We start from the raw sequence: 13748 nt of genomic DNA, 5'->3' as shown, positions 1-13748 counted from the left end.
CCTACCTAACGTCGCACCGAACCGGGCCGGGCGACCGCCCCGTCACCGTCGGCGTGGGCGACCACCAGCGGCAGCATCACCTGGTCCACCACGTCCTCGATGAACTCCGGCGCGATCGGCGCCCCGTAGGCCATGAAGTGCTGCCGGATGAGGCCGGGCCCGACCTGCGCGACCAGCGGGGTCAGCGCGCCGGGCCGCACCGTGCCGCGCACCGCGCCGTGGCGGAGCACCTCCAGCATCGGCGGCACCGCCGAGTCCATCACCTCGGCGCGCAGGGTGCGCAGCAGTTCCGGGTTGCGGGTGACCTCGACGGCCAGGCCGCGCACCGCCTCGCCACGCGGCCCCTCCAGGTAGCCGGCGACCTTGTGCATCAACGCGAGCAGGTCGGCGCGCAGGTCGCCGGTGTCGGGCACGGAGTGCGACGGCTGCTGACTACGGATCGCGTCGACGACCAACTCGGTGCGGCTCGGCCACCGGCGGTACAGCGAGCCCTTGCTGGCCTTCGCCCGCGCGGCCACCCGCTCCATGGTCAGCTCCGCGTAGCCGACCTCGGTCAGCTCGGCGAGGGTCGCCTCGTAGATGGCGTCGTTCAGCTCGTCACCGCGGCGGCGCGGCTTGTTCCGGTAGGTATCGGGGGCGCCGTCGCTGCCGGTGGCCGAGTCTGACGAGGTCGCCATCTTTCTCAGTTTAGGCCGTGCCGCGGGACGGGCGCCGAGCCGACCGCGGGGGTCCGCCGTGGGCAGATGTGGCAAAGGACTCACCGTTTCCAATTGAGTACGACTTGTACTCTATTTATAGTAGAAGTATGTCCACCGCAACCGCCACTCCCCGCAGGGCCGATGCGCCGGCCATGCACTGGCTGGTTCCGATGCTCGTCCTCATGATCGGCAGCTTCATGGCCGTGCTGGACAGCAGCATCGTCAACACAGCCATCCCCACCATGCAGAAGGACCTCGGCGCCTCCTCCGACGACATCGAGTGGGTCAGCACCGGCTACACCCTGGCGCTGGGCGTGATCGTGCCGATCAGCAACTGGCTCGGCGACCGCATCGGCGCCACGATGGCGCACCGGCTCTCGATGATCGGTTTCGCGCTGACCTCGGCGCTGTGCGGCCTGGCCTGGAACCTGGACAGCATGATCGCCTTCCGGGTGCTGCAGGCGATCCCCGGCGGCATCCTGCCGGTGATGACGCTGACGATCCTCTACAAGATCGTCCCCCGGGAGAAGATCGGCTCCGCGATGGGCATCTACGGCCTCGGCGTCATCGTCGCGCCGGCGATCGGCCCGACCCTCGGCGGCTACATCGTCGAGTACCTGGACTGGCGGCTGATCTTCTACATCAACGTGCCGATCGGCCTGCTCGGCGCCGTCGCCGCGTACTTCCTGCTGCCGAGGATGCCGCGCGGCGAGACCCACCCGTTCGACGGCTGGGGCTTCCTGACCATCGGCTACGGACTGTTCGCGCTGCTGCTGGCCACCTCGAAGGGCCAGAAGTGGGGCTGGGACTCCTACCCGACCCTGATCCTAATCATCAGCGGGTTGCTCTCACTGGCGCTCTTCGCGGTCATCGAGAACGAGGTCGAGTACCCGCTGATCAACCTGCGGGTGCTGGCGAACTGGCCGTTCGTGAACTCGCTGCTGATCATCAGCGTGCTGTCCATCGGGCTGTTCGCGGTGTCGTTCTACCTGCCTCAGTTCCTGCAGAACGGCCAGGCACAGACCCCGCTGAACGCGGGCCTGCTGATGCTGCCGCAGGCGTTGGCGATGGCGGTGCTGATGCCGGTCGCCGGCAAGATCTACGACCTGTTCGGCCCGCGCTGGCCGGCGCTCATCGGACTGGCCTTCGCGGCCTACGGCACCTACCTGCTCTCCGGGATCAACGTGGACATGACCCGCCAGGACGTGATCGTGTGGACGATCGTCCGCGCGGTGGGCAACGGTCTGGCGATGATGCCGATCATGACCGCCGGGCTGAACTCGCTGCCCTCGGAGCTCACCGGCTTCGGCAGCGCGATCAACAACATCGCCCAGCGGGTGTCGTCCTCGATCGGCCTCGCCGGTATGGGTGCGCTGGTCTCGACCCAGTCCGCGCAGCTCTCGGCGGACCAGGGCGCCCTGGTCCAGAGCAGCTCCTCGATCCCCCAGATCGAGCAGCTGGTCCAGCAGGGCGGCGCCGCGCTCGCCGGCTACTACCAGGAGGTCCAGCTGCACGTGCTGGCCGCGGCCTACAGCGAGGTCTTCCTCACCGCCGCCGTGCTCACCGCGGCATGCATCGCGCTCGCGGTGACGCTGCGCAAGCCGGCGGCCGTCCCGGCCACTGCCGCCCCCGCTCCGGTGACCAGGCCGACTCCGGTGGTGACCTCCGCCCGGGAGCTCGCAGCGACCAGCCGAGTCCTCCCCCTTACCGAGTACGCGCCGGAGCACGACGAGCGGCACAGCGATTTCCGGGTCGACGCCAGGGTCTAGGGGGGTCTAGGGGGTCTAGGCACCCGGCGTCAGCACGAGGGGTCGGTACGGGCAGTCGGTCAACCAGCCGGCTGCCCGTACCGCGGTTACGCCACCGGCAATCCCAGCGAGCGGGACGATCGCCGCGTCGACCCTTAACAACGGCCCGGATCGGGTACTCCACCTGTCTGTACAGGCTTCGCAGAGCACAGGGATGGAGGGAGCGCGGACGTTGCCGCCCCGGTGCGGCAACTGGTACCGCGCGTTACTCATGGCCCAATCCGAGCAGTTCACAGTGGTCCCGACCCTGGTGGGTCTTGCCGCTGCCACCGCTCACGATGTGGCGCTCGACGCCCAGGTGCTCGCGGTGGACCAGGATCCGGAGCATTCGCCCACGGTGGCCGGCGTGGTGACCGAGCAGCGGCCCGAGCCCGGCATCCAGGTGTCCCCCGGCCAGCGGGTCCTGATCTGGGTGTCGACCCACGGCCCGGAAGGTGGCGGCGGAGGTGGCGGCGGCAACCTGCCCGCTCCGCCGAAGCCCACTCCGCTGGCTCCCGCCGGCGCCAAGTAGGCGGCCGGCGCCAAGTGGACCGCCGGCGGCAAGTGGGCCGCCGGCGCCAGGTGGGCCGGGCGGTCGGTTCTCAGCCGTCCCAGTTGGCGGAACCGGTGTTGGCGTAGCCGGTTAACACCGACTCGCGCCGGCCCTTGCGCCCGGAACCGTTGCGCTCCGAACCGTTGAGCCTGGGGTCCCCACTGGCGTGCCGGTCGGAGTCCTGAGCCTCGTCGTCGATCTTCACCAGCAGCCAGTGACGTTGGTCACCACGGAGCTTGATCTGGGTCAACGCATAACAACCGGAGAGCTTTCCGCCGTCCAGCCAGACCCTGAGGTACCCCCGCCGCAGACCCTCGGACACCGCTTCGTCGCCCAGATTGCGGTAGGTGCCGGTGTCCCACACCATCACCGTGCCGCCCCCGTACTCACCCGGCGGCATCCGGCCCTCGAAGTCCAGATAGCCCAGCGAATGGTCCTCGGTGCGCGTCGCGAGCCGCTTGTCACCAGCGTCGGAGGACGGGCCTTTCGGCACTGCCCAGGAGGCCAGCACGCCATCGACCTCGAGCCGCAGGTCGTAATGCAGACTCGACGGGCCGTGGCGTTGGACGACGAATCGGGACTCGCCCTCAGGCCACCGATCCGACTCGAGCGGCTCACCCGGTCGACCCGGTCGCCGCTGTGCGCGGTGATCGGACGACCCGCCATCGCAGCCTCGGTTCGACATGTCGCTAGAGCTACCCAGACTCGGCCTCGGGAAAACTAGTAATCCGCGCGGTAAGTCCCACACCGCGCCTCGCCGCCCGCACGGCATCGCGTTTTCGGTTCCGGGTGCCGGGTACGCCAGTAGCCGCACTCGACAACGTGAAGAGATCGCGCCTTGAAGAGCATCCAGGACAGCATCGACGTTGACGTCCCGGTCACCACTGCCTACAACCAATGGACCCAGGTCGAGAGCTTCCCCGCCTTCATGTTCGGCGTGGAGCGGGTCTCTCAGATCACCGAGACCAGGACGCACTGGCGGACGAGGGTTGCCGGTGCCGAGCGCGAGTTCGACGCCGAGATCACCGAGCAGCATCCGGACGAGCGCATTGCCTGGCGCACCGTCGACGGTGTGCACCACTCGGGCGTGGTGACCTTCCACCGGCTCGACGACCGCCGCACCCGCATCATGCTGCAGCTGGAGTTCGCGCCCGAGGGCATCATCGAAAAGGCCGGTGCCGCGCTCGGGGTGCTGGGCCGCCAGACCGAGGGTGATCTGGCCCGGTTCAAGGGGTTCATCGAGTCCGAGGGCACCGCGACCGGCGCCTGGCGCGGTGACGTGGCCCGCCCGCCGCAGACGGACCCCAGGCAGATCGACACAGCGCAGACCCAGGCAGCCGGCTCGCGGCCGCCGACCGGTCAGCCACCCTTGCGTTGAGCGGAAGCTGCCGGGCAGAACTCCTAGAGGGTGGCCTCGGCGTCGGTCTGCTCGCCGGCGAGCAGCGGTGAGCGCGCCAATATCATGGTGCCGACCCCGATGAGCACCGCGCCGGACACGGTGCCGACGAGCCAGCCACCGCCCCGCGCCCGCTCGCCGAACACCACAATGCCCCAGATGATCGCCACCACCGGGTTGGTCAGGGTCAGCCCCGGCTGCGAGGCGACCAGGCTGCCGGCCTGCAGCGCGTTCTGCAGCAGGAACAGCGACAGCGGCGCGATCAGCACGACCGCGTAGGTCTGCCAGCTTGTCAGCACCCCGACCACTCCCTCGTGGTAGGCGGCGCCGGCCGCGGCGGTGAGCGCGGCCGTCAGGCCGAACCCGGTGCCCGCCGCGATACCCAGCAGTGCCGCGCGGCGGTGGCCGCTGCTGGCGCGACCCAGCAGCACCGCTGTCGCCTCCAGCGCCAAGGTGGCGGCGAGCCCGATCACCCACTCCAGCGGCGAGACATCCAGCGGGGAACCCCCTTCCGGCGCCAGGCAGACGACGAACAGGACCAGACCGATGGTCATCAGCGCCGTGGCCACCCACTCCGAGCGGCGGGGACGGACCCGGAACACCACCGAGGCGAGCATGATCGTGAACGGCAGCTCGGCCACCAGCACCGGCTGCACGGTGGCGACGCTGCCGACCGCCAGCGCAACGGCCTGCGCGACGAAGCCGGCGAAGATCGCCAGAATGCCGCAGAGCCAGACCGGTCGGCGCAGCAGGTCGAGCAGCATCCGGAGGGAGAACGCCCGATCATCGGACTCGTCGCTGCCAGCGCGCCGTTGCAACACCGACGCCGCGGCATTCAGCAGGGCAGCGAGCACCGCGAGAGGGACAGCCAGCACAACAGGAGATACCCGCCCAGCCGGACCGCGAACCCGAGGCGGCCGGACTGCTCCACCGGCGTCCATCCGAGTGGTTCTGGGCTGACCCACGCATCAAACCCGACGAGGCCGGAAACCCCCTGGGCAGGACCCTGCCACTTTTCGCTGGGGAGCGGAGGAGTGGCCGCGAGCCGGCGGGCCGTTCTCGGGGAGCGGCCCGTCGGCGTTCTATCTAGGGAGTTCCCACGAGGCCGACGCTGGCAGCCGAGTTCTGCGCCCGGGTCGTGCTCGTCGGCGCTGCCTTGGCCGCGGTGGTCTTCGTAGTCGTCCAGTTGCGCCTGGTGGTCGTGCCGGTGGCGATCGCGCTGCTGCTGGCCGCGCTGCTGGCCCCGCTGGTCAGCACGGCCATGTCCCAACCCCGGCTGCCCAGAGGCCTGGCCACCGGGATCGTGCTGGTCGGCGGGCTCACACTGCTTGTCGCGCTGCTCTCGTTCGTGGTCAACGCGCTGCTCGCCGGCCTGCCCGACCTGCGCAGCCAGCTGGACCAGAGCTACCAGCTCAGCATCAAGCCGCTGCTCGCCGGCCCGCCGCTGCGCATCCCGCTGGACCGGTTGGACGACCTGCCGGACGCGTTGGGACGCTCCCTGGTCGGGAACTCCGAGACAATCGTCAACGGGGCGCTCAGCACGGCGGCCACGCTGAGCCAGGTCGCCTCCGCGATGCTGCTCGGTCTGTTCGTCCTGATCTTCTTCCTGTACGACGGCGCCCGGATCTGGGCCTTCCTGCTGCGCGTCGTGCCGCACCACCACCGGGTCAGGGTGGACATCGCCGGCCAGCGGGCGTTCCTTGCGCTGATCAGCTACGCCCGGGCCACCATGTTCGTCGCGGTCGCCGACGCGGTGGGTATCGGCGTCGGGCTCTGGCTGCTCAGGGTGCCGCTCGTGGTGCCGCTGGCCGCCCTGGTGTTCCTCGGCGCGTTCGTGCCCGTCGTCGGCGCGGTGCTGTCCGGCTCGGTGGCGGTGCTGATCGCGCTGGTCGCACAGGGGCCCGTCACGGCGGCCATCGCGCTCGGCGTGGTCATCGCGGTCATGCAGATGGAGGGCAACGTGCTGCAGCCGCTGCTGCTCGGCAGGGCCGTGCGGCTGCACCCACTCGCCGTGGTGCTCTCCGTCGCGGGCGGTGTGGTCGTCGCGGGCATCGCGGGTGCCCTGCTGGCGGTGCCGCTGGTGGCGGTGCTCACCACCGGGTTCCGTGCACTGGCGGAGCCCGCCGAGCCGTCGATCCCCGGTGTCGGCGATACCGGCGAACCGTCGATCCCCGGTGTCGGCGATACCGGCGAACCGTCGATCCCGGACGTCGGCGATACCGGCGAACCGCGCGCCGGCTGAGCGGCTCGGGCCGGCCGACACAGCGGCCCAGTTCGTTGGACGTCCAACGGGTTCCGTCGGCCGCCATGGCGACGACCAGCGGGTTTTACCCACGTTCCACCGGGTATTCGGGCCCCATGAGGACGCCTGGATGTGGGTCATGAGCCGCCGGCGCGGTCTGGTTCTGGGTGCCGGCGGCTTCCTGGGCGCGGCCTGGATGCTCGGTGCGCTCGCGGCGCTGCAGAAGGCGACGTCGTGGGATGCCCGCGAGGCCGACCTGATGGTGGGCACCTCGGCGGGATCCGTGCTCGCCGGTCTGCTGCGCGCCGGTGTGTCCATCGACGACCTGTACGGCCAGCACTGCGGCGAGAAGGTCACCGACGAGCTCACCGCGCTGCCGGAGAGCCCCCCGGCCGGCCTGCCCTTCGACCTGCTCGACGAGCCCTGCTGGCCCGGGCTGCCCGAGTTCGGCTTCGGCTCGGCTCCGCTGGTGGCGCGGATGGCCAAGAGCCCACTGCGGTTCAGCCCGACCGCGGTGTGCGCGGCGCTGCTGCCCCGAGGCCGGCGGGCGCCCACCCGGATCGGCAAACTGATCGAGGATGCCGGCCATTCGGACCGGTGGCCGGACGCTACCTGGGTGGTGGCGATGGACTACCACACCGGCGCTCGAGTCCCGTTCGGTCGGCCGGACAGTCCCGCCGCGCCGCTCGCCAGGGCCGTGATGGCGTCCTGTGCGGTGCCGGCCTGGTACTCACCGGTCCGGATCGGACCGGTGCCCTACATCGACGGCGGTGTCTGCTCGCCGTGCAACGCCGATCTGCTGGCCGCCGCCGACCTGGATGAGGTGTTCGTGTTGGCGCCGATGGCCTCGGTCGAGCTGGACAGCCCCCACTCGCCGCTGGCCTGGCTGGAGCGGCGGTTCCGGCGTTCGGTGACCAAGCGGCTGCACCGCGAGCTCGGGAGTCTGGAGTCCCGAGGCACCCGGGTCACCCTGCTCACGCCCAATGCCGCCGACCTCGCGGCGATGGGCGTCAACATGATGGACGGGGCGCGCCGCGAGGAAGTGCTGCGCACCGCCAGGGACAGCGTCGAGCGGTACCTGGCCTACACGGGCGAGCGACCCGTGACCGCCGCCCAGGGCGCGGTCCCGGCAGAGATGCCCGTCAAGGTGCCGGTCGCCGCACTGGTGAAGGCCTCGGTGAAGAACCAGGTCAAGGCGGCCACGACCAAGAAGATCGGCGCGAGCGGGCCGGTCCTCGGCGCGGCGTGAGCTGGGCGGTCGTCCGTTCCGGGGCGCCGACCGGGGCAGGCGCGCGGCTCAGCCCGCGGACTCCACATCAACACCGGGGCGACCCTCGAGCACCTCGGACCGGCATTGGGTGGCGGCGTCCCGATAGACCTGGCCGCAGGCTGGTGTGCTCACGGCGGCGAGTTGGTCCCACAGGGTGGCCCGGTCCAGGAGGAGTCGCGCCCGCTCGGAGGCGGCGGCGGAGGCGGCGGCAAGGGCAACGGCATTGCTCGCCAGTTGTGTCCAGAGCTCCACCTGGCGGTCCCCGAGCTGGCCGTACGGGATCTCTGGCTCCCTCGCCATATTCAGCATCCTCGGGGTCACGCGCTCTCCGACGGCAGCCCGGCCGGGGCTACCCGGGTTTGCCGTACCCGTTCTGGTCGCGCGCTACGCACCATTCGGCGGAGAACGCGCCGTGACATTCCCGGCGTGACATTCCCGGCGTGACATTCCCGGCGTGACATTCCCGACGTGACATGCCGGCCGGGTCCTCACCGGGCGCGGAGTCGGGGGGACTAGATAAGATTGGGGTAGCCCTGGTTACACAGTCAGCTGCGGCCAATCGCTCGTGTGACGTTCGGGTGCATCTGGCATCGCGGCGACCGGGTCCCTGGGACACGGCCGTGCGGGCCCCGCCTCCGAGCGCCACCTCAACGATGTGAGGCGCGCTGATGACGGTGAGTCCTGCCACCGGCCGAGGAGGCCACGACCCGGGAGAGCCCGACCGCCCCGAAACAGGTCCGCCCGACCGCACCGCAACGGGCCGGTCCGACGATCTGGGGCCGGTCCCGGCACCGGGCGGCACCGTGGTCGAGGTCCGGGTCGCCGCACAGGCTGACCAGGTTCCCATCGTCCGGACGGTGGCGGCCGAGGTCGCGGCCCGTGCCGATTTCGACCTCGACTCGATCTCCGATCTCCGGATGGCGGTCGACGAGGTCTGCGCGACCCTGGTCGGGCTCGCCGCCCCCGGCGGTGCGCTGCGCTGCGTGTTCGCGGTGGACCCGGACCGCATCCAGGTCGCCGTCACCGCTCCCCCTCGCCGTCCCGGCACCGTCTTCGACACCGGAGGCTTCGGGTGGCGGGTGCTCCAGACGCTGGTCGACGAGGTCGTCAGCCAGTCCGGGGCCGACCCGGCGCCCGACGGCGAGCGGCACACCGAGTTGGGGATCCGCTTCACCAAGAAAGCGCTGCGCGGATGACCGGCGCCGCTTCCGGGGGCACCCCAACCCCACCGCCGAGCGACCCGTCCGCCAAGGCGAGCGCCGGCGCGGTGCCCGTCCCGGACCCTCGCGACGCCGAGTACGCACACCTGGTTCCGCTGTTGCACGAACACGCGGCGCTCGCCGCCGACGAACCACGCCGCGGCGTGCTGCGCGATCGGCTCATCACCGGGTACCTCCCGGTCGCCCAGCACCTGGCCAGGCGTTTCATCCACCGCGGCGTGCCGCTGGAGGATTTGGTCCAGGTCGCCACGCTCGGGCTGATCAACGCCGTTGACCGGTTCGACCCGGCATTCGGCCGCGAGTTCCTCGCCTATGCGATCCCGACGATCCAGGGCGAGCTGCGGCGCTACTTCCGCGACCACAGCTGGTCGATGCGGGTCCCGCGCCGGCTCAAGGACCTGCACGTCTCGATCAACCGGGTGACCGAGGAACTGGCCCAGGGCCTCGGCCGGGCCCCGCGACCGAGCGAGATCGCCAGCAGGCTCGGCATCAGTCTCGACGAGGTGCTCGAGGGGTTGGAGGCGACCGCGAGCTACGCGAGCCAGTCGCTGGACGAGGTACTCACGGAGGGCGAGGACAAGGCCACGCTCGCCAACCTGCTCGGCACCAACGACACCGGGCTCGAGCTGGTGGAGGTCCACCAGACGCTGGGGCCGCTGCTCGAGACACTGCCGGCCCGCGAGCGCACCATCCTGGTGCTGCGGTTCTTCGAGAACATGACACAGAGCAAGATCGCGGCCCAGCTCGGTATCTCCCAGATGCACGTGTCCCGACTGCTCACCCAGACCTTGGCCACCCTGCGCGAGCGGGTCCTCGACCCCGAGCCTGACGAACCCGGCCCGGTGAAAGCCGAGGTTCGCGGGCCCGGGGTGGGTGGGCCCGCGGTGGGTGGGGTGGAGCGGATGCCCCTTCGACCGATGCGCCAGCAGCTGCCGCAACAGCAGCGCAGTTCCACCGACGCCTGACCGGTCGGCGCCGGCCGGGCCCGCTGCCCGGCCGGTGCCGTTCGGCGCTCGGCGCCCCGGCTAGCTGGGAACTGTCCGACCCGGATGCGAACATATGTTCGTGTCGAGCGAGGCGGACATCCTGCACGCCGATCTCGACGCGTTCTATGCCTCCGTCGAGCAGCGCGACGACCGCCGGCTGCGCGGCCGGCCGGTGATCGTCGGGGGCGGCGTGGTGCTGGCGGCCAGCTACGAGGCCAAGGCCTACGGGGTGCGCACGGCGATGCCCGGTGGGCAGGCCCGGCGGCTCTGCCCTCGGGCCATCGTGGTGCCGCCGAGGATGGCCGCGTACACCGAGGCGAGCCGGGCTGTGTTCGAGGTGTTCCGCTCCACCACGCCGCTGGTGGAGCCGCTGTCCATCGACGAGGCATTTCTCGCCGTCGGCGGCCTGCGCCGGATCGCCGGCCCGCCGGAGCAGATCGCGCACCGGCTGCGCCGCGAGGTGGCCGCCCAGGTCGGCCTGCCGATCACCGTCGGGGTGGCCCGGACCAAGTTCCTCGCCAAGGTCGCCAGCCAGGTCGCCAAGCCGGACGGCCTGCTCGTGGTGGCGCCGGAGCGCGAGCTGGAGTTCCTGCATCCGCTGCCGGTGGAGCTGCTGTGGGGCGTCGGCGCGGTGACCGCCGACAAGCTGCATGGCTGGGGCATCACCACGGTCGCCCAGGTTGCCGAGCTGTCCGAGGCATCGCTGGTGTCGCTGCTCGGTCGCGGCGTGGGGCGTCAGCTGCACGCGCTCGCCCACAACCGCGATCCCCGCCGGGTCGAGACCGGTCGGCGCCGGGGCTCGATCGGCTCGCAGCGCGCGCTCGGCAGGCGCCGCAGGTCACCGGAGGAGCTCGACGCGGTGCTCATCGGCCTGGTCGACCGGGTGACCAGGCGGATGCGCTCGGCCGGGCGGGTGGGCCGCACCGTGATGCTGCGGCTGCGCTTCGACGACTTCACCCGGGCCACCCGGTCACACACCATGGCCGGCGCCACCGCGCAGACCGACGCGATCCTGGGCGCGGTGCGGGCGCTGTACGCCGCCGCGCGGCCGCTGGTCGCGCAGCGCGGACTGACCCTGATCGGTATCGCGGTCGGCAACCTGGACGACGGCGGCGCCGTCCAGCTCGCGCTGCCGTTCGACGGTCCGCCGATGGCACTGGACATCGCGCTGGACCACGTCCGGGAGCGGTTCGGGTCGGCCGCGGTCACCCGGGGCGTACTGCTCGGCCGCGACCAGGGCCTGGAGATGCCCCGGCTGCCGGACTGATCGCCGCCCGGTACCGGTTCAGGCGGTGGGCCGGCGCGGACCGCAGGTTCAGCCAGCGGGGCCGGCGCGGACCGCCGACACAGCCGGCGGGCTCGGCACAGCCGGCAGGATCAGGCTGCGCGACGTCCGGGCCGACCGCTTGTTACCGAGCTGCACACCAGGCAGGTTTTCGGCGCCCGCGGCCTGCCTGGTGTGCAGCTCGGTAACCACAGGCAGCCTGGTGGCCGGTTCGGTGGCCGATGACGGGGGCATTGGCAGGGAGTCGCCCTTGGTCGGCCACCTGAGCAGGGGCGGCCCCGAACAGCCGTGATATCCCGTTGATCACTCGCCGGCGATTCCTGCGGAGTCGTGCGTGAGGCTTCGGTGCGCCGAGCACCTTGTTACCGAGCTGCACACCAGGCAGGTTGTGGGCGCCGAAAACCTGCCTCCTGTGCAGCTCGGTAACAACACCCACCCGCAAGCCCCGTGCACCCCGCAAGCCCCGTGCGTCCCGCCCGGTGCCGGTTCAGGCGGTGGGCCCGATGTCGGCGAGCCCGAGCGCGCGTACCGACTCCTCGCGCATCGCCACCTTGCGGATCTTGCCGGTCACCGTCATCGGGAACTCGTCGGCCAGGTACACGTAGCGGGGGATCTTGTAGTGCGCGAGCTTGCCGGTGCAGAACTCGCGCAGCCCGGCGGCATCCAGCGGCGCGCGGCCCTCCCGCATCCGGATCCAGGCGCACAGCTCCTCGCCGTACTTCGCGTCCGGCACGCCGACCACCTGCACGTCCGCGATGTCCGGGTGCGAGTACAGGAACTCCTCGATCTCCCGGGGATAGACGTTCTCGCCGCCCCGGATGACCATGTCCTTGAGCCGCCCGACGATGTTGACGTAGTCTTCGTCGTCCATGGTGGCGAGGTCGCCGGTGTGCATCCAGCCGGCCTCGTCGATCGCCTCGGCGGTCTTCTCCGGCTGTTCCCAGTAGCCGCGCATCACCAGGTAACCCCTGGCACACAGCTCGCCGGTCTCGCCGCGCGGCACGGTCAGCCCGGTCTCCGGGTCGACCAGCTTGATCTCCACGTGCGGCTGCGGGGTGCCGACCGTGGCGGTGCGCCGCTCCAGGGACGCGTCCACCCGGGTGTGCGTGGACACCGGCGAGGTCTCGGTCATGCCGTAGCTGATGGTGATCTGCTCCATGTGCATCTCGGAGACGACCCGCTTCATGTACTCCACCGGGCACGGCGAGCCGGACATGATCCCGGTGCGCAGCGAGGACAGGTCGGCGCCGGCGAAGTCGGGGTGCTCGAGGATGCCGATGAACATCGTCGGCACGCCGTACAGCGCGGTGCAACGCTCGGCCTGGATCGCCAGCAGCGTGGCCCCGGCGTCGAACGACGGGGCCGGGATGACCACGCACGAGCCGTGCGCCATCGAACCGAGGTTGCCCATCACCATGCCGAAGCAGTGGTAGAAGGGCACCTGCACACACAGCCGCTCCTCCTCGGTGAACCGCTGCACCTCGGTGACCAGGAAGCCGTTGTTCAGGATGTTGTGGTGGGTCAGCGTGGCGCCCTTGGGGAACCCGGTGGTGCCCGAGGTGTACTGGATGTTGATCGGGTCGTCCCGGTCCAGGGTGGCCATCCGGGCGCCGACCGCACCCGCGTCGGCGGTGGTGGCGGCCAGTGAGTCCCACTCCGGCGAGCCGAGCAGCACCACCTCACGCAGCGCCGGCGCGTCCGGGCGCACGTCCGAGATCGTCGCCGCGTAGTCCGAGGACTTGAACGACGGCGCGGAGACAAGCACCGAGATGCCGGCCTGGTTGAGCACGTAGCGCAGTTCGTGCGAGCGGTACGCCGGGTTGATGTTCACCAGGATCGCGCCGATCTTGGCGGTGGCGTACTGCACGAGCACCCACTCCGGCACGTTCGGCGCCCAGATTCCGACGCGGTCGCCCTTCGCGATGCCCAGCCCGAGGAGCCCGGTGGCCAGCGAGTCGACCGCCGCGGTCAGCTCGCGGTAGGTCCAGCGCCGGCCGCTCGGTACGTCGACCAGGGCGTCCCGGTCGCCGAACGCCTCGGTGGTGCGCTCCAGCTGTCCGCCGATGGTGGCGCCGATGAGCGGCGTCTCGGAGGGGCCACTGGCGTAGCTCAGTGCGGTGGTCGGCATCGCGCGGCCTTTCGCAGAACGACGGTGTCCCAGGTTTTCTCTATAGAACGCGTTGCTTGCGCAGCGAACTTCGGGCCACCGGGTCCACCGTGATCGTGAGCCTGGCCCCAGTCTGGTTGCGGGATTCTATAGAATACGCGATGCTCCGGTCCAGATGGAACCCGGCTGGCCGGGGAGACCGCG

At 70.8% G+C, this 13748-nt stretch carries 13 protein-coding genes; 8 read left to right on the top strand and 5 right to left on the bottom strand.

Features of this window, described 5'->3' with window-relative positions:
• Window positions 1–5 precede the first annotated feature (5 nt).
• A complete protein-coding gene (locus ACTXG6_RS15760) occupies window positions 6–677 on the bottom strand; it encodes a TetR/AcrR family transcriptional regulator (protein ID WP_445188552.1) in 672 nt (223 codons plus the stop codon).
• Between the two features lie 128 nt (window positions 678–805).
• Here ACTXG6_RS15760 and ACTXG6_RS15755 point away from each other — a divergent pair, with 128 nt between their 5' ends.
• Both ACTXG6_RS15755 and ACTXG6_RS15750 read left to right on the top strand, forming a co-directional pair.
• Window positions 806–2467, top strand: a complete 1662-nt coding sequence (locus ACTXG6_RS15755) for a DHA2 family efflux MFS transporter permease subunit (protein ID WP_445188551.1) — start codon at window positions 806–808, stop codon at window positions 2465–2467.
• Window positions 2468–2741: 274 nt separating this feature from the next.
• Window positions 2742–3017: a PASTA domain-containing protein gene (locus ACTXG6_RS15750; RefSeq protein WP_445188550.1), complete on the top strand. Its 276-nt coding sequence runs from the start codon at window positions 2742–2744 to the stop codon at window positions 3015–3017.
• 70 nt (window positions 3018–3087) lie between these two features.
• Here the strand turns inward: ACTXG6_RS15750 and ACTXG6_RS15745 are convergent, their stop codons facing one another.
• Window positions 3088–3723, bottom strand: coding sequence for a DNA polymerase ligase N-terminal domain-containing protein (locus ACTXG6_RS15745; protein ID WP_445188549.1), 636 nt, complete (start codon window positions 3721–3723; stop codon window positions 3088–3090).
• Between the two features lie 153 nt (window positions 3724–3876).
• Between ACTXG6_RS15745 and ACTXG6_RS15740 the strand changes: the two genes are divergently transcribed.
• Window positions 3877–4416 (top strand): SRPBCC family protein, encoded by a 540-nt coding sequence (locus ACTXG6_RS15740; protein WP_445188548.1) that lies wholly within the window; start codon window positions 3877–3879, stop codon window positions 4414–4416.
• Window positions 4417–4439: 23 nt separating this feature from the next.
• On the opposite strand, the gene ACTXG6_RS15735 is transcribed toward ACTXG6_RS15740, so the two are convergent.
• Window positions 4440–5309, bottom strand: a complete 870-nt coding sequence (locus ACTXG6_RS15735; protein ID WP_445188547.1) for a DMT family transporter — start codon at window positions 5307–5309, stop codon at window positions 4440–4442.
• A 290-nt stretch (window positions 5310–5599) separates the two neighbouring features.
• Between ACTXG6_RS15735 and ACTXG6_RS15730 the strand changes: the two genes are divergently transcribed.
• Together ACTXG6_RS15730 and ACTXG6_RS15725 are read left to right on the top strand one after the other, a co-directional pair.
• The gene (locus ACTXG6_RS15730) at window positions 5600–6676 is read left to right on the top strand and encodes an AI-2E family transporter (RefSeq protein WP_445188546.1); all 1077 of its coding nucleotides are present in this window, start codon (window positions 5600–5602) and stop codon (window positions 6674–6676) included.
• A 130-nt stretch (window positions 6677–6806) separates the two neighbouring features.
• Window positions 6807–7925 (top strand): patatin-like phospholipase family protein, encoded by a 1119-nt coding sequence (locus ACTXG6_RS15725; RefSeq protein WP_445188545.1) that lies wholly within the window; start codon window positions 6807–6809, stop codon window positions 7923–7925.
• Window positions 7926–7973: 48 nt separating this feature from the next.
• On the opposite strand, the gene ACTXG6_RS15720 is transcribed toward ACTXG6_RS15725, so the two are convergent.
• Window positions 7974–8246: a hypothetical protein gene (locus tag ACTXG6_RS15720; protein WP_445188544.1), complete on the bottom strand. Its 273-nt coding sequence runs from the start codon at window positions 8244–8246 to the stop codon at window positions 7974–7976.
• A 368-nt stretch (window positions 8247–8614) separates the two neighbouring features.
• Here ACTXG6_RS15720 and ACTXG6_RS15715 point away from each other — a divergent pair, with 368 nt between their 5' ends.
• The 3 genes from ACTXG6_RS15715 to dinB all read left to right on the top strand — a co-directional run bounded on the left by ACTXG6_RS15715 (window position 8615) and on the right by dinB (window position 11419).
• Complete coding sequence (locus tag ACTXG6_RS15715; RefSeq protein ID WP_445188543.1) at window positions 8615–9142, top strand: ATP-binding protein; 528 nt, start codon at window positions 8615–8617, stop codon at window positions 9140–9142.
• On the top strand, window positions 9139–10131 hold the full coding sequence (locus ACTXG6_RS15710) for an RNA polymerase sigma factor SigF (protein WP_445188542.1): 993 nt from the start codon (window positions 9139–9141) through the stop codon (window positions 10129–10131). Before ACTXG6_RS15715 ends, ACTXG6_RS15710 begins: the two co-directional genes overlap by 4 nt.
• 94 nt (window positions 10132–10225) lie before the next feature.
• A complete protein-coding gene (gene dinB / locus ACTXG6_RS15705) occupies window positions 10226–11419 on the top strand; it encodes a DNA polymerase IV (protein ID WP_445188541.1) in 1194 nt (397 codons plus the stop codon).
• Between the two features lie 505 nt (window positions 11420–11924).
• On the opposite strand, the gene ACTXG6_RS15700 is transcribed toward dinB, so the two are convergent.
• Window positions 11925–13565, bottom strand: coding sequence for an AMP-binding protein (locus tag ACTXG6_RS15700; protein WP_445188540.1), 1641 nt, complete (start codon window positions 13563–13565; stop codon window positions 11925–11927).
• Between the last annotated feature and the right edge of the window lie 183 nt (window positions 13566–13748).

It is taken from the genome of Pseudonocardia sp. Cha107L01 (assembly GCF_052566575.1).
This window is presented reverse-complemented; position numbering and strand designations above follow the sequence as displayed.